This is a genomic window from Paenibacillus eucommiae, from assembly GCF_017874215.1.
In the GTDB taxonomy this organism is placed as follows: Bacteria; Bacillota; Bacilli; order Paenibacillales; family NBRC-103111; genus Paenibacillus_AI; species Paenibacillus_AI eucommiae.
The window spans coordinates 62496-81379 of record NZ_JAGGLB010000031.1; the positions used below are offsets into that span (position 1 = coordinate 62496).

14 protein-coding genes are annotated in these 18884 nt (G+C 47.1%); 1 reads left to right on the plus strand and 13 read right to left on the minus strand.

All coding sequences use genetic code 11. The features are described from left to right. Positions 1-51: 51 nt before the first annotated feature. From J2Z66_RS32595 to J2Z66_RS32630, 8 genes are all read right to left on the minus strand, one after another. Positions 52-1182: a Ger(x)C family spore germination protein gene (locus tag J2Z66_RS32595; RefSeq protein ID WP_209976956.1), complete on the minus strand. Its 1131-nt coding sequence runs from the start codon at positions 1180-1182 to the stop codon at positions 52-54. Beyond that, positions 1179-2279, minus strand: a complete 1101-nt coding sequence (locus J2Z66_RS32600) for a GerAB/ArcD/ProY family transporter (RefSeq protein WP_209976957.1) — start codon at positions 2277-2279, stop codon at positions 1179-1181. Before J2Z66_RS32600 ends, J2Z66_RS32595 begins: the two co-directional genes overlap by 4 nt. Positions 2280-2332: 53 nt before the next feature. Beyond that, positions 2333-3457 (minus strand): Ger(x)C family spore germination protein, encoded by a 1125-nt coding sequence (locus tag J2Z66_RS32605; protein ID WP_209976958.1) that lies wholly within the window; start codon positions 3455-3457, stop codon positions 2333-2335. Further along, on the minus strand, positions 3454-4554 hold the full coding sequence (locus tag J2Z66_RS32610) for a GerAB/ArcD/ProY family transporter (protein WP_209976959.1): 1101 nt from the start codon (positions 4552-4554) through the stop codon (positions 3454-3456). The genes J2Z66_RS32605 and J2Z66_RS32610 overlap by 4 nt, the downstream gene beginning before the upstream one ends. Beyond that, a complete protein-coding gene (locus tag J2Z66_RS32615; protein WP_376774530.1) occupies positions 4554-6128 on the minus strand; it encodes a spore germination protein in 1575 nt (524 codons plus the stop codon). Before J2Z66_RS32615 ends, J2Z66_RS32610 begins: the two co-directional genes overlap by 1 nt. A gap of 717 nt (positions 6129-6845) precedes the next feature. Further along, positions 6846-7883, minus strand: coding sequence for an NAD(P)/FAD-dependent oxidoreductase (locus tag J2Z66_RS32620; protein WP_209976961.1), 1038 nt, complete (start codon positions 7881-7883; stop codon positions 6846-6848). 321 nt (positions 7884-8204) lie between these two features. Then, the gene (locus J2Z66_RS32625; protein ID WP_245376006.1) at positions 8205-9845 is read right to left on the minus strand and encodes a helix-turn-helix domain-containing protein; all 1641 of its coding nucleotides are present in this window, start codon (positions 9843-9845) and stop codon (positions 8205-8207) included. Between the two features lie 155 nt (positions 9846-10000). Beyond that, positions 10001-10999: an ABC transporter substrate-binding protein gene (locus J2Z66_RS32630; RefSeq protein WP_312894885.1), complete on the minus strand. Its 999-nt coding sequence runs from the start codon at positions 10997-10999 to the stop codon at positions 10001-10003. A 401-nt stretch (positions 11000-11400) separates the two neighbouring features. Between J2Z66_RS32630 and J2Z66_RS32635 the strand changes: the two genes are divergently transcribed. Then, positions 11401-12267 (plus strand): VOC family protein, encoded by an 867-nt coding sequence (locus J2Z66_RS32635; protein ID WP_209976962.1) that lies wholly within the window; start codon positions 11401-11403, stop codon positions 12265-12267. Between the two features lie 520 nt (positions 12268-12787). Here J2Z66_RS32635 and J2Z66_RS32640 read toward each other — a convergent pair. From J2Z66_RS32640 to J2Z66_RS32660, 5 genes are all read right to left on the minus strand, one after another. Then, entirely contained in the window at positions 12788-13816 is a 1029-nt protein-coding gene (locus tag J2Z66_RS32640; RefSeq protein WP_209976963.1) for an ABC transporter substrate-binding protein, read from the minus strand. Between the two features lie 72 nt (positions 13817-13888). Continuing rightward, positions 13889-15502, minus strand: coding sequence for a helix-turn-helix domain-containing protein (locus tag J2Z66_RS32645; protein WP_209976964.1), 1614 nt, complete (start codon positions 15500-15502; stop codon positions 13889-13891). A 168-nt stretch (positions 15503-15670) separates the two neighbouring features. Then, complete coding sequence (locus J2Z66_RS32650; RefSeq protein ID WP_209976965.1) at positions 15671-15982, minus strand: hypothetical protein; 312 nt, start codon at positions 15980-15982, stop codon at positions 15671-15673. A 472-nt stretch (positions 15983-16454) separates the two neighbouring features. Beyond that, entirely contained in the window at positions 16455-18203 is a 1749-nt protein-coding gene (locus J2Z66_RS32655) for a sialidase family protein (RefSeq protein WP_209976966.1), read from the minus strand. After that, a complete protein-coding gene (locus J2Z66_RS32660) occupies positions 18184-18864 on the minus strand; it encodes an SGNH/GDSL hydrolase family protein (RefSeq protein ID WP_209976967.1) in 681 nt (226 codons plus the stop codon). The genes J2Z66_RS32655 and J2Z66_RS32660 overlap by 20 nt, the downstream gene beginning before the upstream one ends. Positions 18865-18884 lie beyond the last annotated feature (20 nt).

The window sequence follows — 18884 nt, forward strand, 5'->3', positions numbered from 1 at the left end:
TGGTTGAGCCTATTTTGCAGCGCATCAACAAATTGAGGCGCTGCAGCCCGTTTATTTAACAGGTCCCCCCGACCCGATCTCTACGCTCACCACCACTTTGATATCAGACTCGGCAATTGCTTCTCCCCAGTGATCCTCCGCTTTTTTGTAATGCTCATATTCATGAGCACGAGCATGAAGCCCGAGCCCGATCGGATCGATCCGGTGCTTTTTTAATCTACTAATGAGATTATCCATTTGCTTCTGTACTTGTCCGGTCAACATTTTCTCCAGCTGTTCCTCTTGATCCTGCAGTTTATGTGCAAATAAGACCTCCGTCAGCGTAACACGCATTTTAACATGAATATCGAACTGAAAATGGTCTTGAGGATAAGAGGTTTTTATTTGGGTTTGTACTTTTTGAGTATTGAAGCTCAGCCGGTCCGTATGGAAAGGGCCTATCTTCTTTTTGCCGGGAATAGGAATCGTTAAACTAACCGTCTTTTTCGCCTCTTTTTGAAGCATTTGCAGCAAAACAGTTTCCTGTGTGGTTAATGCCGTGGCAAATTTCCCCTTATGATCAAGAAGTGTCGTGCCTTGCAGCACGATTTCTTTTTTTTCCACTTTAACTTCCGGAATGTAAGGTGTCATCCCCTTCTCAAACATCTGCCGGTGCAGCTCTTGCAAAGTCGTTTTTACCGTTTCCGACCTGCTGCTCTTCGTATCGACCATTCCCGTTAGCAGCATCGGCATCATCGGCTGGTCTTTTGGATTCAGGTAAATAATTTCGGAAAGAGGACCGTTGTAAGCAACGACCCTTGGGGTTAACGAATTCCTCGCATCGCGAAAAAAAACATCCAGAATTCGGAACCAGTCAGCATGCTCCAGCATCCGTTTGCCGATCAGTATGATCTGAATTTTTCTGCCATGAACAACTCCTGGCGAACGGGCGTCCTCTTTATCCCTCGCGTCACGGGAAGTACTGGCCTCAACCCGGATTTCGTGTGTTTTCTTTCCTACATTTTTGCTGAACACAGGATCTGTTACATACACAATCATATTGTTATTCTCATCGAGATCATAACCCACTAGAAAGGGAGAGGATGCCTCTTCCAAATCCAACCGGTCATAGCATCCCGGAACGATAGCAACAACCATGACGATCAAGAGGAAGCCTGTAAGCCGTCTCCACTGCTTGTTCATGCATTCTTCCTCCTCTGGAATCGTTCATATATCCATATGTAGACAAGCAAGCACACAGGGAATAATCCTTCGAAACCAATAGCCAGCAGGGAAAGAAATTTCTCCATAAGATCGTTCTGGTTAAAAGTAGGCAGGTAAAAATAAGAGCAGACAGCGAGCAGCAGCCAAAGTATCCGTAAATGCCCGCGGTGGTCCTGCTTGCCAAACAACCAGCTCGTGCAAAATATGCACATATACATGGCAGGTATCCAGGCTAAGGAAAAGATAAACAGATAGAACGCAATAAACAGGATTTCGATCCGTTCGATAAATTTGAACTCGATTGTTTTCAAGACATTAACGACAGGTTCGTTGAACTCCCTGATTTCATCTGGACTGAAGTAGACAAAGCAGACAAGTGTAATGAATAAGAACGCAAGCATCGTAAGCGTATTGGATATGACGATCCCGGCAGAAGCCATACGTTTGTTGCGTAAAAATGGATAAAAAATAAACACAGCTCCAAGTCCGCTATAAGAAAGGATTACGGCATGAACCGCAGATAATATGGGCATCCACCCTCCTTTGAACACGGGAAACAGATGAATCCAATGCGCGTCCTTGAGTGGGATCAAATAAACGAACGGTATCCATAAGGAAATGAAGATGACTAGCTCCGCGTATCTGCCCAAAATGCGAAGCCCGCTGCGAGCAACGGCATAAGTGGGAATAAGCAGCAGCAGCAGCGTAATATATAGCGGTGTTTGCGGCAAAAGCCACACCTTCGTATACAGAATCGTCCTGACAAGACTGGTATATCCATAGTAAAAAATATAAAGAGCAAACAGGATCGCTCCCGCTTTACCTGCCCATTCGCCCACATATCGCTTCAGCAAATCCAGCAAGGTGCCGTCAGGGTGCTTTTTCATTACTTGAACAATGATCAAACCCGCAGCTATGGAAATTAACCAGCCTATTATAATCGCCAACCAGCCATCAGTATCTGCCCGTTCAGCCAATACTCGTGGCAGGGCCAACAAGCCGACGCTTACCTGCAAGCCGAAATTGAGGCAAATAAACTGCATCAAGGTGATTTCATTAAACGCATATTTTTTCACTTTCATCACCCTTCGAAGATTTGAAATCGTTTGTACAGTTACTTCACAGGCAGTTATTTCACTGGTCCCATGCTTCTTATCATTACCTTCACGTCAACTTGAATGTCAGCCTTAGCAAGCGCTTCCCCCCAATGCTCCTTGACCTTGCTATAAGGCTTGTATTGATAAGCACGTGCGTAAACCCCAAGCCCGATCGGATCGATTTTGTTCTTCTGTATGAGCCTGATGAGGCTCTCGAACTTTTCTTTCATTTGCTTGGCAATCATGCTCTCAAGCTGCTTCCCTCGTGTTTGTACATCGTGCGCAAACAATCGTTCTGTCAGCACAATGGGCATTTTGATTTCAATGCCGAAATGAAAACGATCCTGACTATACGAGGTGCTGATCTTCGTTTTGATCTTCTCGGCATTAAAGCTCAGTCTGTCTGTATCGAACGGGCCTGTCTTCGACTTGCCGGGAATGCGAAGGGTAATGCTGGCAGCACTTTTCACTTGCTTTTGCAAAATTTGCAGTACAACCGTTTCTGGCATGCTCAGCGTTGCTTTATATTTCCCTTTATGGTCGAGCAGGGTCGTGCCGTTCATCACAATTTCTTTTTCCTTGTCCAAAATAACCTCAGAGATATAGGGAGTCACTCCTTTCTCATATATTTGCCGGTCCAGCTCCTGAAAAGTCGTTTGTACCGTTTCCGAACGGGCACTCTTCGAATCCACCATTCCCCGCAGCAGTAAAGGCAGCATGGGCTGGTCTTTCATATTTAAGTCTATGATTTCGGAAAGAGCCCCGTTGAACGCAACAATTCTTGGGGTTAACGGATTTTTGGGATCTCGTAAAATAACATCCATCAGCTCATACCAATTTTCCTGCTGCAGGAGACGTTTGCCGATGAGAATGATCTGAACCTTTCTGTAGCTCAAAAAACCGAATGTCCGGGCCTCCAGCTTTGCTCTCGACTGACGAGGCGTGTCCGCTATCACGCCAATTTCCTGGCTTTTCTTCTCGGCCTGATTACTGAAAACCGGATTTGTCGCGTATGTGATCAGCTTGTTTTCATCATCTAAATCGAACCCCACCAGAAAGCTGGAGGTTTGTTCTTCCAGATCCACCCGGTCATAGCAGCCAGTCACGAGGGTTATGACAGCGGCAAGAAGCATAAATAAAAACGTCAGCTTGTTCATATGCTCTTCCCCCGTTTTAAACGGTCATATAACCATACGTAAAGCAATAACAGTACAGGAAAGACGTATTCCATATAAAAACCTGTCTTGCCAAGAAAAACAGTCATTTTCTCACTTTGGCTGGAAGTGGGTATGAAGAAAAAGCTGCCTACGGCAACTAACAGCCACAACATCAGCAAATGCCCACGATGATCCTTTTTGCCAAACAGCCAGCTAGTGCAGAATACACTGAAATACATGAAAGGTATCCATGCCAGAGAGAAAATAAATAAATAAAAAGCGATAAATAGCACTTCGATCCGCTCGATAAATTTGAACTCAATTGTTTTCAATACATTGATCGCAGGCTCGCTATAATCCGCAATCCGGTCTGGACTGAAATAGACGAAGCAGACGATAGTAATAAATAAAAATACGAGCAGCGTTAGCGTGTTAGAAAGGATAATTCCCAGGGATGCCTTCTGTTTATCCTGCAAAAACGGATAAAAAATAAACGTGCTTGCAAATCCAACGAAAAAATAAAAGGTAGTCGGCACCGCCAGGATAACAGGCTTCAAGCCTTCCTTGAGCACGGGAAGCAGATGGAGCCAATGGGCGTCCTTGAGCGGAAACAAATAGGCAAACGGAATCCACAGAGAAAGAAGAACAACGATTTCCGAATATCTGGCTATGATACGCAGCCCTTTACGTGCGATTAATCCCGCTGGTATAAGCAGTAGAAGCATAATAACAGGTGCAGGTGTTTGTGGTAAAAGCCATGACTTCGCAATGAGTACCGAATAAACGATAGTAGTATATGTGATATATAGAAAATAGAGAGCTAACAGGACAGCCCCCGCGATGCCTGCCCATTTACCTATGTATGTTGTCAATAATTCCAATATGGTGCCATCAGGGCACCTTTTCAACACTTGAACGATAATCAGGCCTGCAGTTACGGCAACGATCCAGCCGAGGATGAGGGATATCCATCCATCCGTCCCTGCTTCCTCGGCCAAAGCCCGAGGCAGCGCAAGGAAGCCCACACTAACTTGAATGCCGAAAATAAGCAAAACCGATTGCTTGAAAGTGATTTCATTAGATGCATATTTCTTCATTAACTATCACCTTCCGGATGATTCGAGCCTTGCCGTTTCAATTGAACCGCTCTTGCGCTTAACGGCCGATTCTTCATCTTCCACAGCGGCATCCGGATCAGCGCATCCTTCCAATCCGCTAATCGAATAGGGGCAAAAGGGGTTCCATATGGCGTACCAAGCGATTCAAGTGCAATAAGATGCCCAATCAACGTCATGACCGCGATAACAATGCCAACAATACCGAACATCGAAGCAGCCGCCATCATCGCAAATCGAAGGAGCCTGACGGCCGCGACCATGTCATAATTGGGTAGAATGAAAGAAGCGATCGCTGTAAAGGCAACCACGATGACCATAATATTACTGACTAATCCAGCCTGGACTATCGCCTGCCCGATCACTATGCCTCCAACTATGCCAACAGTTTGACCGACCGGAGCCGGGAGACGCACTCCGGCTTCACGCATCATTTCCAGAGTGATCTCCATCAGGATCGCTTCGACAAACGGTGGAAAAGGTACGCGTCCTCTTGATTCTCCAATGGTAACAAGCAGCTTGACGGGAATGGTCTCAAAATTATAGGAAGTGATGGCAATGTATAAGCCAGGCAGCAAAACAGCGATAAAAAAGGCGAAAAGCCGCAGTAGCCTAATAAAGGTAGCAATCGACCAACGTGTGCTGTAATCGTCGATATTCTGAAAAAAAGATGTAAATGTCACCGGGGCAACCAGGACGCTCGGGCTCCGGTCTACGACAACAACGAGCCTTCCTTGCAGAATTTGCGAAGCAGCTGCATCCGGCCGTTCCGTCAATATAAATTGCGGGAACGGGGAGTAAGGATTGTCCTCAATCAGCTCGGCAAGCTCACCGGTGTTGAGTATAACATCGACATCCAGCTGCCGAATCCGGTCTTCCATCTCCTTCAGTACATCCGGATGCGTGACATCTGCCAAGTACAGGATGGAGGTTTTCGTATGCCCTCTTTCCCCGACGGAAATTTCCAAAACTTTCAACTCGCGGTTCGGAATATAGCGGCGAAGCATGGCGATATTCTGGCTGCCTGTTTCCACAAAACCCTGATGGGCTCCTTTTAATGACGCCTCGATCTGCGGATCTTCAATTGCCCGCTGCGGCCAACCTGTTGTATCCAGCGAGTAAGCTTCCGTTCTTCCTGCAATTAACAAAACGCTGTTTCCCTGCAGGATGGAAGCTTCAACGTCCGGCCATGCAGACAACGTCTGCACCCGGCCAACCGTTACCGTAAATCCACCTATTGCATCGCTAGTCTCTGACTCGAATTGAAGCGGACGAAGCACATTGTTATTGATCGAATTTTTATCCGCCAGCCCGTCCAGATAAACAAGCGCAGCCTGTTCTCCGCTCTGTTTAATCGTAAATTGTCGCACATTTAAATCAGGGGTTTGAGTGAACATGCCTTGTATGTAAGCCACGTTTTGCGGCAGGTCCAGGTTTATTAAATCATTGTTTGGCTGCCTGTTTGGCTGGCTTGACTGCCCGCTGGGCTGCTTACTAGACTGCTGCGGCTGTGAGGTCCGATACTTCTTCCTGTTTAGCAATTCTAAAAACCGCATCATTCTTCACCCCGGTCCATTAAGGCATACAATCCTATTTCTGTTTATTAACGTATCCAACTATTCCCTGATTATGCAGTTGCACAAGCAAACCGCGCATAAACAAAAAGCCTGCCCAGACCAGCCGGGAGGCTCTTCATCTTCCATTTTGAAACGGCGAAAACAATCTTGTGGCATCCATTGAGGAACGTGTTCGTGACTTGGGCGCGTTACCGGGGGAAGGGCTGTGGGCTCAGGGCCGCTGTTAAAGATTTGATCCCTTGAATGGAATGGGTGTGGAGACTGGAACCAATCTTTAAATGCGGACGCTATCGCTTTTCCACCCACAGCCCTTCCCTCTCTCAGCTACAATCGCACGAACACCAAACTCAAACGGACAAGCTCAAACCCGCCCCAAGCTCAAACGGATAGCCAGCAAGGTTTTTTTCTCTTGATTGGAGGAGATTTCCTAGCGGGCAATGGCGCTGGAGATGAAGAACTGAGAATCGCTGCTACTTAGCGATGTTTTTCATCGTTAAAAGCACAGCTTCGCCTCCACAACTTACTTTAACGATGAAAAACATCGTCCCTTTTTTCCGACCAAAGAGGCCATCCGTCCTCCTTTAACGATGAAAATCATCGTTATCTTGACGGTTGACCTGGAAATACTTCCTTTAACGATGAAAAACATCGTTAAAGGAAGTTCAATGAGAAAGAAAAGAAGACAAGTGCGGGCCGCTACTCCTCAACTACGCCGAGCGCCCGGTTCTTTTCCTTGAATTTGTCATTATGTGAAGAAACATAAGCCATCCGTGCTGCCTCTGGGTCCATATACAATTTCGCACTGTTGACCGCCAATACAGCATCCGAGAACGCGCCGGCAATCAGGTTGACTTTGCTTGTATAGTTGACGAAGTCACCTGCTGCAAAAATGCCCGGGACGTTCGTCTCCAGCTTGCCGTTCGCGAACACATTCCAGTCGTCCATATCAAGTCCCCACCCGGAAATCCCGGTAAAATCGGACTTCAAACCATGGTTGACTATAACCGCATCGACTTCCAGCTGCTTAATTTCACCGCTATCTATATGGCTGATCGTTATCTTCTCAATCGTCCTGCCGTCGCCGCTGTGCAGCTGAGTGAGAGCGTAAGGGGTCAGCACTTCCACAGAAGATGTCTTCATCTGGATAATGTTCTTCTCATGTCCTCCGAACTGGTCGCGACGATGCACCACCACTACACTTTCCGCGATCGGCTCCAGCTCATTGGCCCAGTCTACTGCCGAATTGCCGCCGCCGGATATAAGCACCCTCTTGCCGCGGAACGGCTCCAGCTCCTGTACCGTATAGTGCAGGTTCGATATTTCATAGCGCTCGGCACCCTCGATATCCAGCTTCGCCATTTTCAGAATGCCCCGGCCCAGAGCAAGAATGATCGTTCGCGTCCAATGCTTTTCCCCTGACTCGGACACAAGCACGTAGGTTCCATCCTCCCTCCGCTCCAGCCCCGTAATCTGCTGTCCGAAGACGAGTGTCGGATCGAAAATTTGCGCCTGTTTGGCAAGCTGCCCGATAAGCTGCTCGCACACGATCGGAGCAAAGCCGCCCACGTCCCAAATCATTTTCTCCGGATAAATGAGCATACGGCCGCCCAACTCTTCCTTCGCTTCAATGAGCTTCGTCTTCAAATCACGCATTCCGCTGTAAAAGGCCGCGTACATCCCTGCAGGGCCCCCGCCTATAATCGTTACATCATACAATTCCAATGGCTCTGCCACCTTATATGCTCCAAGTTTTGCTTTTTAACCTCTGCTGCAGTTGATAGTAATTCTCAACAACTTACGAGCATTGTATACCGGCATCTGCATCCCGGCAATGGACAAACAAAACGGTTTCTTTATACAAACTCAATGGAACAGTTATGGTTGGGTTATGGTTGGGTTATGGTTGGGTTATGGTTGGGTTATGGTTGGGTTATGGATGGGCCATAGTTGGTCATGGATGGGCATGGTTGGGCATGGTTGAGCCATGGATCCGTCATAGATAGCTCATAATTCGCCATTAGATCACAAATAAAATCGCTAATAAATCACACGCTATCAGGCTAGAACTTGCAGCACTTTATCAATTTTTTTGCCGTTGGAAATAACACCGTTATTCATCCAGGTCAGAAAATCAACCTCATACACCCGCCCGTTCCGCACAGCCGGAAGCGATTGCCACACAGGATCATGCAGCAGCCACCTTTCCGCTCCCGGCTCCTGGCTGTGCCACTTATCGAAGGTAATGAACAGATGGTCAGCGCTCAGACACGATAGTCCTTCCAGAGTTAACCTCGCCATCCTGGACGTACAATCGGCCCCTCCCGGCAGCGGATAAGCGAGCAACCCCAGATCCTTGTGCAGCACTGGTCCAGAAAAGCCCTGATCCCCATACAAATACATATGGTCGGCCGATACACGCAGACACGCTACAGTCTGCTGCCCGGCCTTGCGGTGCAAGGCAACCCGCGCCATCCTCGCTTTGTGCTCATACGCCGAGATCACCTTCTCCGCCTGCTCGCTCCTGCCGAATAAATCGGCAACGATGCGCAGCATCGACCGCCAGTCGTCGCTAAGCCGGGAAATAACGCATGTGCTGGATATTTGCCTGCATTGTGTGTATAGACGGGGATCGTACCGATCTTTCAGCATAATAAAGTCCGGGCTATGTGCGGACAGCGACTCAAAGCTTCCGCTCATCTCATCGAACGTCGGGATATGATCCAAGCCCAAATAATCCTGTCTTCCCCATCGGGTATGTGAATACTGAGCTACAGGCACAATATCGAGCGCCACGAGAAAGTCTTCCATAAAAGGGGCGATGACCCGCATCGGCTCCCGATGATTACGCCGGTATTGCCCGGGTGAAATGCCGACCTTTTGCTTGAAGCGGCGGTTCAAATAGTATTCGTTGTTAAACCCGACATGCTGGGCAATGTCGAATAGCCGATCTTCCGTCATACGCAGCAGCGTCTTGGTCCGGTCAATACGGACGTCGTTCAAATATTGGAGCGGCACTTGACCAGTTACTTCCTTAAACAGCCGGGTATATTTCCAACGGTCAATATTCGCAATCGCGGCGAGCTCCTCCACAGTTAGCGGTGTATTATAATGCTCAACAATATGCTGGATGGAATGCTCTACCGCCTGGCGCCAGCCATTATCGTCTTTCTCCGGTGCACGGCCCCTATTTTGTTGAAAAAGGAACAGCAGCACGTTGTGAAAGCGTACGTGATTGCGAAACACCTCCAGTTCCTCCCGCGTGTTGCGATGCTCATAAATATCTTCAAGCCACGTCAAGCAAGTAGAAAACGGGCTGCAGACGACCTCACCGCGACAAGGTAATGTATCAGTTGTCCGCTTTTCCGCCATGCCTTCCGCCTCTACAGCCCGAGGCATCCCCAACGCCTCAAATGTGAGCAGGTAATAGGACAGCTCCGCTTTTCCCGACTCGATGCGAGACTTCATACCTGGAACAAGCAGGAAGCAGCTTCCTTGACCCAAACCGAATTCGCCTTCATCAAGAAGCAGCCTTCCCGTTCCACCCGTAACTGCAAGCAGCGCATGCCCATGCTCATACTCATACTCATACTCCTCCGCAGTTTCCCGTCTTACGGAAGGAGTGATCCATTGAATTGAAGTCAACGTATACATAAGCGCAGGGCTGGCCATTGGTGAAACGTCTTCTGTATGATCCATGATCCCACCTCCTAATTGATATTCATTATCATTTATTCCATTGTAAAGCTATGCGGCCATAACGTCCAGATCGATTTATCTACAAACAAAAACAACGCCTCGCGGCGTTATTTTTCTGTGTGTATTCTGAGTATTCACAATAGGGTAACACGACTTTAAGGAACAATTAATTTTAACAACTCATCCATTTTCTTATGATTTGCCATAATTGCTCCCGTCTGCCAGTACGAACGCTCTACCGGGTATACTTGCCCCTTCATCACGGCGGGGACACTTTTCCACAAAGGACTTTCAAACAACTCCTTCAATGCCTTATCATTGCCTTCGTCCTCCCACGTCCCATTCGAGGGCAAAATAATGATGCGATCAGCATCCAGCTCGGGAATGGCCTCATTAGACAGCACAATATTGGATTCCGTCATGTTCTTAACAAACACAGGTGCGGAGAATCCCAAATCCTGATACAAAATTTGACCGACGAACGAGTTGTTAATACCGAATATATTCAGTGATTTATCCGTAACATTCATCCGCAGCACGACGAGCTTATCATTGCCAGCCGCCGATTGCACCTTGGCTTTCACATCAGCAATACGCTCCTCATAATCCTTCAAAACTTGCTCGGCTTTCTCCGGAATCCCCAGCAAATCGGCGATTACAGTAAGCGTCTTACGTGAATCCGACAAAATGGAATCCGGCAGCCGGAACGTAGGAGCTACCTTGGAATACGCTTCATATTTGGCCGCATCGACTTCACCGGCAGCGATTATCAGGTCAGGAGCTGCGGCCAGCAGCGCTTCGATGCTTCCCGACACGTCGAATAGCGGGACATCCAGCTGCAAATAGTCCTGCTTGCCAAACATTGGATTATAGTATTGCACAATAGGTGTAACGCCAAGCATAACCAAATAATCTTCCCTGTACAGACCCGACACCCGTTTGGGATGAACAGGAATACTCACTTCTCCGAAATGATCCGTGACTACTCTCATATCATTTTTCTCATCGTTTTTCACATCACTAACGGGCTGCTCCTTCTTATCGTCTGCAGTCGATAATACGGCGTTATTTTGATCCCCACATCCGCTTACCGCGATCACCACTGCCAGCAAAAGCATAATCCACACCATTCTGCCTCGAAAAATTCCTGCCACGACTTATCCACTCCCATAAATTATATAATGATTCTCATTATCATTTAGTTCCATATGAATTGTAACCTATGCCTCCATTTCTTCCAATGCACATTCTCTACAGCCGTTCTTATACAAATTCGTCAAATTCGTTATTAGCACTCCAGCTGCAAACCGTAGGAAGGAACTGCCTAAATATTTGAATGACCTTCTCACCAAAAGGACACATTAATTGCTGCATAGATATCTCCATCTTCGGACTCTGCCCAGACTCGGCATGAGCCGCCGCTCTATCCATCAAGCACTTTTTCTATTACAGATCCGCGATTCAAAGACTATTTACCTTGACAGGATACGTAAATTATTTTATAGTTAATTACGAAAAGTAATTAGGTTATCATAAAAAATCAGGAGGAACTCCTATGACAAATTCCATACATCCGGCTACTGAGATCGGTGATGTCGTACTTAAAGTAAGAAATCTTGAAATCTCAGCTCAATTTTATAAAAATGTGGTTGGACTCAAAGTACTGAAAGAAGGACTTAATAGCATACATTTTACGGCGGACGGTTTGAACACACTCCTTATACTGGAGCATTATCCTCAAGCAATCGTAAATCTGCGAAAAAAAACAACCGGGCTCTACCACTTCGCCATCCTGGTGCCAACCCGTAAAGCTCTGGGGCTTTCTCTGCGCAACCTTATTGCTTCCGGCATTCATATCGGGCAAGCGGACCATCTGGTCAGTGAAGCGTTGTATATCTCAGACCCGGAAAACAACGGAATTGAAATTTACTGTGACCGCCCCAGCGAAAGCTGGAAGCGCGATGCTGCAGGCACCATCCTTATGGCGGCAGATCCAATTGACTGGGATGGCTTGCTGGCCGAAGCCGGTTCCGACCCTTGGGAAGGCTTACCTGCCGGCACGACAATTGGACATATCCACCTGCATGTTAGCAATTTGAAGAGCACTAGAGCCTTTTACGTCGACAAGCTCGGATTTGACGTCGTTCTGCAATACGGCCCATCCGCGTTGTTCATTTCCGCAGGCGGGTATCATCACCACATCGGCTTAAACACTTGGGCAGGAGAAGGCGCGCCTCAACCAGACGCAAATGCAACCGGACTAAATTACTACACGCTTCTAGTAGCCAATCAGGAGATATTGGATGCTCTCGTTCAGGGCCTGAAGGAATCCGGGGTAGCCGTTCAAGAACAAACTTCTGGCATTTTCTTGCATGACCCGTCTAACAATCGTATTAGATTGGCCGTGCGCAGTGGCGCTTAACAATTTGCCATAAGCAATGAGAAAACACCTTGTGGCATTCTTTGATAAGCGTGTTCGTGACGCCAGTGCTTGGGAGGTAGGGGGTATCGGCGGGGGGATGGGCTCCTGCCGCTGTTAAAGATTTGATCCCTTGAATGGAATGGGTGTGAGCGATGGAACAAATCTTTAAAGGCGGACGCTACCGCTCTTGCGCCCATAGCCCTTCCCTCTCTTTAGCTACAATCGCACGAATCGCACGATCACCAAGCTCAAACGGACAGCCAGCAAGGTTTTTTCTCTGGATTGGAGTGGATTTTCCCGCGCTCCAAGCCGCTGGGACTGAAGATCAGTCCCGCCAGCGCTCACAACCGAGAGGATTTGCTACTTTAGCGATGTTTTTCATCGTTAAAAGCAGCAGGCGTCTCCACATCCTTACTTTATCAATGAAAAACATCGTTAAATGAAGAAGCTTCTGCTTGCACATAAAAAAAGGCCACTTCCCAGAGTCCCAGAGAAGTGACCTTTTTTTATGGCCTCAGCTTTATTTTTTTATCGCTGATAGCAGTCCTGCAAATGTATCCAGCTGCTTTTCCGTCGACAGCGGGTCTGTAGTGAAATAAGTATTCCAGTCGAGCGCGTAAATATGGTTGTTTTTCGCTGCCGGTAGATTTTTCCACAATGCACTGTTCTTCACTTCTTCCGCACGCTCCTTGCCACCATCGGCTTCAAGAACTGACAGAAAAATATAGTCTGCAGACGACAAATAGTCAGGAAGTGCTTCTAGTGAGATTTCCAGAGCAGCTTTTTTCTGATCCAGAACGTCGCGTTGGATGCTTTCCGGAGCGTTCAAGTCCAGAGCCTGATAAATGACATAGCCCCCCATGGCGCTATCGCCATAAATGAACTGGTTTTTCGGGCGAACGTTGACGATAGCTACGGTTTCGCCACTTCCGATGATCCCCCCTGCTTGTTGCTTCGTCGCTTCTACTTTGGCATCAAAGCGCTCCAGCCAAGCTTCCGCTTCCGGCTGCTTGCCTAGAATATCACCAAATACGGTGATTTGCTCACGAACATCGTATTGCAGCCATGGAATAAAGAGGGTAGGGGCTATTTTAGATAGCTGTTCATAGGTTTGTTCAGCATGGGTCACAATCAGATCCGGCTCCAGCTCAATGATCTTCTCCAGATTTAAGCCTGTCCAAGGATCGCCGACATGCTCAATGCCCTCCCATTCTTTAGCCAACAGCGGATATACGGACCACTCGTTATCTCCTCCGACCGGCTTCACTCCCAGCGCCAGCATAGCGCCCGTATATTGAATGGCGATGATTCGTTCAGGATGGGTTGGAATTTCCGTTTTGCCTTTGGCATGTTCGAATATTCTTGTCTTTGCCGAACTGTCTTTCTCTTTATTTGGCTCGGCAGACGGTGAATTCACGGCACTTTTTTCCTCCGTATTCGTAACGGAACCTCCCGTATCAGGCGTGATTTCTTTGCTCCCGCAGGCCGCAGCCACCAACAACAATAGCAGCAGCATAAGAAGTGAAGTTACTTTCGTTTTTTTCTGCATAATTACCTCCTGATAATGATTATCATTTTCGTGGTAATTATATCAAGAACCCACCCTTTCAACCATGACATATCATACTATGTTGCTTGGACTATGGTAAGATAGCAGCCGTTCCACATCATCCAATTGCCAGGTCGCAGAGATAGGATCGTAACCGTGCCACCGATCCATGTCCACAATATGAAGGCGATGGCTGGGACCGGACAACCACTCTTGCCAGGCAGGACTGCCCAGCATGTCCCTTGCACGCCATTCAGCACGATCCGACTTTTCTATCGATAAAATAATACAGTCTGCTGCATACCGCGGTAAAAAGTCGGCAGGGGCAACCGATATAGATACTTGATCAGGGGCAAGGAGAATCGAGCTCGGAGGCTGCAGGCGCAGTTCATCATAAATGATCTGACTGCCCATGCCATGGTTCCTGTAAACAAATGAGCTTTCCGCTCTGATGTTGAAGAGAGCCACTGATTGCCAAGCTGCGCCTGTGGTCCCCATAAGAAAACGGACTTGCTCCACTCTCTCATCAAAATGCCTCAACCAGGTTTCCGCTACAGCCGACTTCCCGACTGCATGCGAAATCATCCTGAAGTGACTGCGCCAATCTTTTACATGCCAAGGTACAACAAGAGTCGGGGCCATTCTCCTGTAGGTGCCGAGCTTTTCAGGTGAAATATTATCGATGCATACCATCAGATCCGGCTTCATCCGCTGAAGCTCATCATCCTGGAAGCCGAGCATCCAGTCCCTGCATTCACATTGGCCTGCATTCAATCTCTCCTGATATTCCCCAAACATCCAACGAAACGATAGCGTCGCGGCCGGCATAACATCCAGTGCCAGCAAATGCCGGGTCAAATGTGGATTCATAGACACGATTTTCTTCGGTGTTTTGATATAGGCGCTTGGAGAAACGCCCACTTCCTTTTTGAATTTACGGCTCAAATAATACTCGTCCTTGTAGCCAACCGCTTTGGCTATATCACTTAGCCGTTCATCTGAAAACAGCAGCCTCTCCTTGGCCATTTGGATGCGTATTTGGGTGATGTAGTCCGTTAAATTTGTACCGCTGACCTGCTTGAAAACTACGGAGTAATATTCTGGACTGAGCTTAGCCATGTTAGCCAGCTTGTCCCGCGTCAAGTCTTTTTCATAATTTGTCTGTATATAATGAATGGTCCGTTTAACCGCTTCCTGCGTATTGGCAATCGAATGCACTGGTGCATTGGCCGATGCAAGCTCATGGAGAATTTCATAGAAAATCATTTGCTTCTTGTAACCCGCAGCCCTGTTCTCGTCATCTGCATCGTTATCGTACAAGGAAGCGGCCATATCAAGCACACGATCCGGGAAGGATGTAAAGAGTTCTCCCTGATTGGCAAAGCCATCTAAATTTTTATCAAATATCCTTCCATCTTCAGCATGCTCTGCTGGACTTAAACGGTCGAAAAAAATTCGATACAGCTTCAGCTCGTTGAAATGGGGAGTGATACTTATGCCCGAATCAGGCACCGCATAGAAGCATTTGCCAATCGAGACTGGATGCTTCTCTTCGTTAATTTGCAGAACTCCCATTCCTCCAGCAATCACCAATAGCGTATGAGCGGACTTATCGGGAAAAAGCGATTTCCGGGAGCAAACGATATGTTCAATTTTGACTATACGGCATAATTCTGCTTCGCCCATAGGTAAGCATCCACCTTTTATCGCAAGTATGATGCCATTGTATCACGATAATTTGATTTTCGCCGCATGTTAAACAGAGCATCAGAGCGGTTCAGTATGGTATAACGCGTGCTGGAAACCTGTTCCACGATGTTCAAAAAGAAGGCCACTTCGCAAAGAAGTGGCCTTCTAACTTAATATATTCATTTCACCAATATGCCGCTTCGTTTCCTCTGTACCAAGATCACTGATCATTGCATATGCTTCTTTTAAATAATAGTCATATCCATCGTTAGATTCATCGTTATGGTAAGCGATGGCTAGAGCAGAAGCCACTTGAACGCCTGAAGCCTGATCAAAATCATATATTTCTTCAAAAACCTCCCTGAGTTTTTCAACCTCGTCCAGTGTAGCATCAATTTCTAGCTCATAAGAAGCATCACCTTGATTTTCAAGTATAGTTCCTGCTTGAACAGAAACATAATATCTCTTTTTATCCATAGTTATCTCCCTTATTTAAGATAATAAAACATGAAGTATCCGATTAAAACCAGACCGATTACACTAAACGCTACATGGGCAATCAGTCCAGGATTTCCCAATATTCTATGCTTATAGGTAGTTGCACTCATGCTTTTATCTATCTCATGATTTTGCTGCCTTCTTGCAAAAAGAAATGATAAGATCAAGCTAATAATTAACATAACAGCTGCGATAATATATAGGTAGATCATATCCGATTCTCCTTAAATTAATTTTTCCTCTACATGCTTTCCTCTACATTATTATCTTCTGAGATCCTGTGGATTATTCAGCTCCTTTGAGGTACATGTTCAAGACTTGCGTGCATTCCATTTGTCAGAGTTGTACAAAAAAGTGCATACTCTTATCAGAAATAGATAAAAATATGCACAAGCTTTTATTATGAGACGATGAGAATATAGATTATTAAGCCGCTGTTAAAGTTGTTTTGCTAGACAGTTAATTCAAAATTCGAATGACCAGGGCAATGCGACTCTGCCGCCACCTCCGCGATCGACAGACGCTGTATGTCCCCTTCTGCTCCTTCGAGACAAAGCGTCATGTAGCTGAAGCCGCCAATATTTCCCGTGATCGCAATCGTCTGATCCTTAATCCCATTAATTGTCGTATGCAGCTCCCTTTTGTCCATATCCCAGGAGATTTCCCGCTCCTCCCATTCGTTAGAGACCCCATTAATGTCCAAAACCACGCAATCTTTTAATACGATTTCTTTTATGTTCTTTATAGCCTCATCCTTGCTGGTAAAATGAATCTCATCCACATAGGGCTCGCTTAAAATCAGAGCTGCCCCCCTCAATTCTTTCCCGGAGTCCGCCCTCAGCCTGATCTTCAAACTGCCTGCACGGCCGTAAGGAAAATTTAATCCGGCAACTGCAGTTTCACCTTCGCCCGCCGACAGGAGCAGCATATTCTCCTCCAAAGCTGAGGAATCTGGCTGATACTTTTCAAGCGTGGTATGAATGCCATCCGTATTCCAGGCTTGCATCCCATTCTGGAAGGTCTCGGCAAGCGTACGTTCCTTAAGAAATGCCGTGGGAAACCGCACCAGCTTGGCATTCGGATCATTGAAGTTCGAGCCTTCAATGCTATCGACACTAAAGTATTTCATCAGCAGCTCGTCGCCCTCCAAAACAATTGGAAACGCATAGCAGTTCAGCACCTTCGGATGATCGTCCTGTCTTCTCCGGATGATTTCGCGATAGCCGCTCCAGGTCATACCCCCATCCTCTGAAATGGCAGCATGCAGCGTCTGTCTTGCATAGCTAATGCCTTCAATGTACCTGTATCCGAGGCAGTGATTCCATATTTTTACAATATCTCCGTTAGCCAGCCTGACTAGAGAAGTGGGAGCGTTCGAGGAACGGAACGAGCTCGGCCGCGCTTTGCTCCAGGATGCACCACCATCAGCAGAAATGGCATAATAGAAACGACCTAGCGTGGTGCGCATCATCATAAGCATGTGAGTATCATCCAACTCCAGCACAATTGGCTCCATGGCCCCTGATTCCACATGTGCATTGTCGTCAGAAATTTCTACATCGTTAGAAGCATTCCAGGTGAGCCCTTCATCGTCGGAATAAATGGTGCTGCAGACGAAGCAGGATCCTTCCTTGGATTTCCCCCGGGGAATCGTTGAAAAAGGTACGACAATTCTGCCGTTTGCCAATTGCAGCAAGCTGTTAAGCCCACCCGTATAACGGTCCAGGCAGGTTACCTTTTGTGTAACGGCATTCGTACCGTGAATATCGTCCGCGCGGGTATGCAGAATATCGCCAATATACTCATTCGCTGCTTCGCTCAGCACTTGAATGCGATAGGAAAAAACATGCATCACACCGGCTTTACTTTGTAAATAATGCTGTCCGCTTATATACCCCGTTTGCTGCGGAAATGCGATGAACATATGCGGATGGCTCCACGTTGCGCCGTTGTCGAACGATTGCCTTCCGAGCACATAATGGGAGCAAATAGCCTGATCCAGATGCTCCATATTTTTTTTCGTCAAACACACTACAGTGAACAAGCTGCCGTCCTGCAAGCGAATAACCGGACCCAGATTAAGACCGCTATCCTCATACAAAAATTGCGCCACAGTGGAATTTATAGGTGAAATTAGTGGTATTGAGGACATTGGGGACATTGGGGTATTCGCCTCCGCATTAATTTTTGAATCGCTCATTGTGCGGCACCACCAATTCCGGGATTCCCAAATAGTCGTACACGGCTTGAACCATCAAAGCATGACCACGTTCATTCGGATGAATACTGTCGTTCATCAGCATAAGGTGCATATTGCTATTTCCGCCTACATATTCGCCCCACTTCTGATAAATATCGCACAAAGGAGCTTCTTCAGCAGCTGCCACCTCGCGCAAAGCATGGATATAGACCGGGTAGCTTGCCCTCATCACAACAGCGGCTTCGTTAATGTTGAAATCAAGCATGTTTTGTGTGAGCAGCAGTACGTCACTGCCTGATTCCTTGATGTTCCTGATGATGGACTCGAGGTTGCTTTTGAACTCAGGTATACGCTCCTCCCCCTGCATAGAATCGTTGATGCCGAGCATCACGATGACCAGGTCGGGCTGAAAGCGCAGCGCATCCCGCTCCAGCCGCTCTAACACACCCCACGTTGTATCGCTGCTTGTTCCGGCATTGATCACACGCGATTTGCGGTAGTAAACCTCCATCAGCCTTTCGGTAAGCTGTCCTACATAATTCAATCTTCCATGAAGATGATAGTTTTGCTCTGTAATCGAATCTCCGATACAGACGGTCAATGCATGTTCTCCATTTGCAAGCTTCTCCAAAGCTTTAAATGCTTTAATTGCTTTCGACATAGCAGGCACATTCTCCTCAT

Bases quoted from the DNA above. Each gene is read 5' to 3' on its own strand.
- J2Z66_RS32595 (WP_209976956.1), bottom strand. From the start codon at position 1,182: ATGAACAAGCAGTGGAGACGGCTTACAGGCTTCCTCTTGATCGTCATG.
- J2Z66_RS32605 (WP_209976958.1), bottom strand. From the start codon at position 3,457: ATGAACAAGCTGACGTTTTTATTTATGCTTCTTGCCGCTGTCATAACC.
- J2Z66_RS32610 (WP_209976959.1), bottom strand. From the start codon at position 4,554: ATGAAGAAATATGCATCTAATGAAATCACTTTCAAGCAATCGGTTTTG.
- J2Z66_RS32615 (WP_376774530.1), bottom strand. From the start codon at position 6,128: ATGCGGTTTTTAGAATTGCTAAACAGGAAGAAGTATCGGACCTCACAG.
- J2Z66_RS32625 (WP_245376006.1), bottom strand. From the start codon at position 9,845: ATGGATCATACAGAAGACGTTTCACCAATGGCCAGCCCTGCGCTTATG.
- J2Z66_RS32635 (WP_209976962.1), top strand. From the start codon at position 11,401: ATGACAAATTCCATACATCCGGCTACTGAGATCGGTGATGTCGTACTT.
- J2Z66_RS32640 (WP_209976963.1), bottom strand. From the start codon at position 13,816: ATGCAGAAAAAAACGAAAGTAACTTCACTTCTTATGCTGCTGCTATTG.
- J2Z66_RS32645 (WP_209976964.1), bottom strand. From the start codon at position 15,502: ATGGGCGAAGCAGAATTATGCCGTATAGTCAAAATTGAACATATCGTT.
- J2Z66_RS32650 (WP_209976965.1), bottom strand. From the start codon at position 15,982: ATGGATAAAAAGAGATATTATGTTTCTGTTCAAGCAGGAACTATACTT.
- J2Z66_RS32655 (WP_209976966.1), bottom strand. From the start codon at position 18,203: ATGAGCGATTCAAAAATTAATGCGGAGGCGAATACCCCAATGTCCCCA.
- J2Z66_RS32660 (WP_209976967.1), bottom strand. From the start codon at position 18,864: ATGTCGAAAGCAATTAAAGCATTTAAAGCTTTGGAGAAGCTTGCAAAT.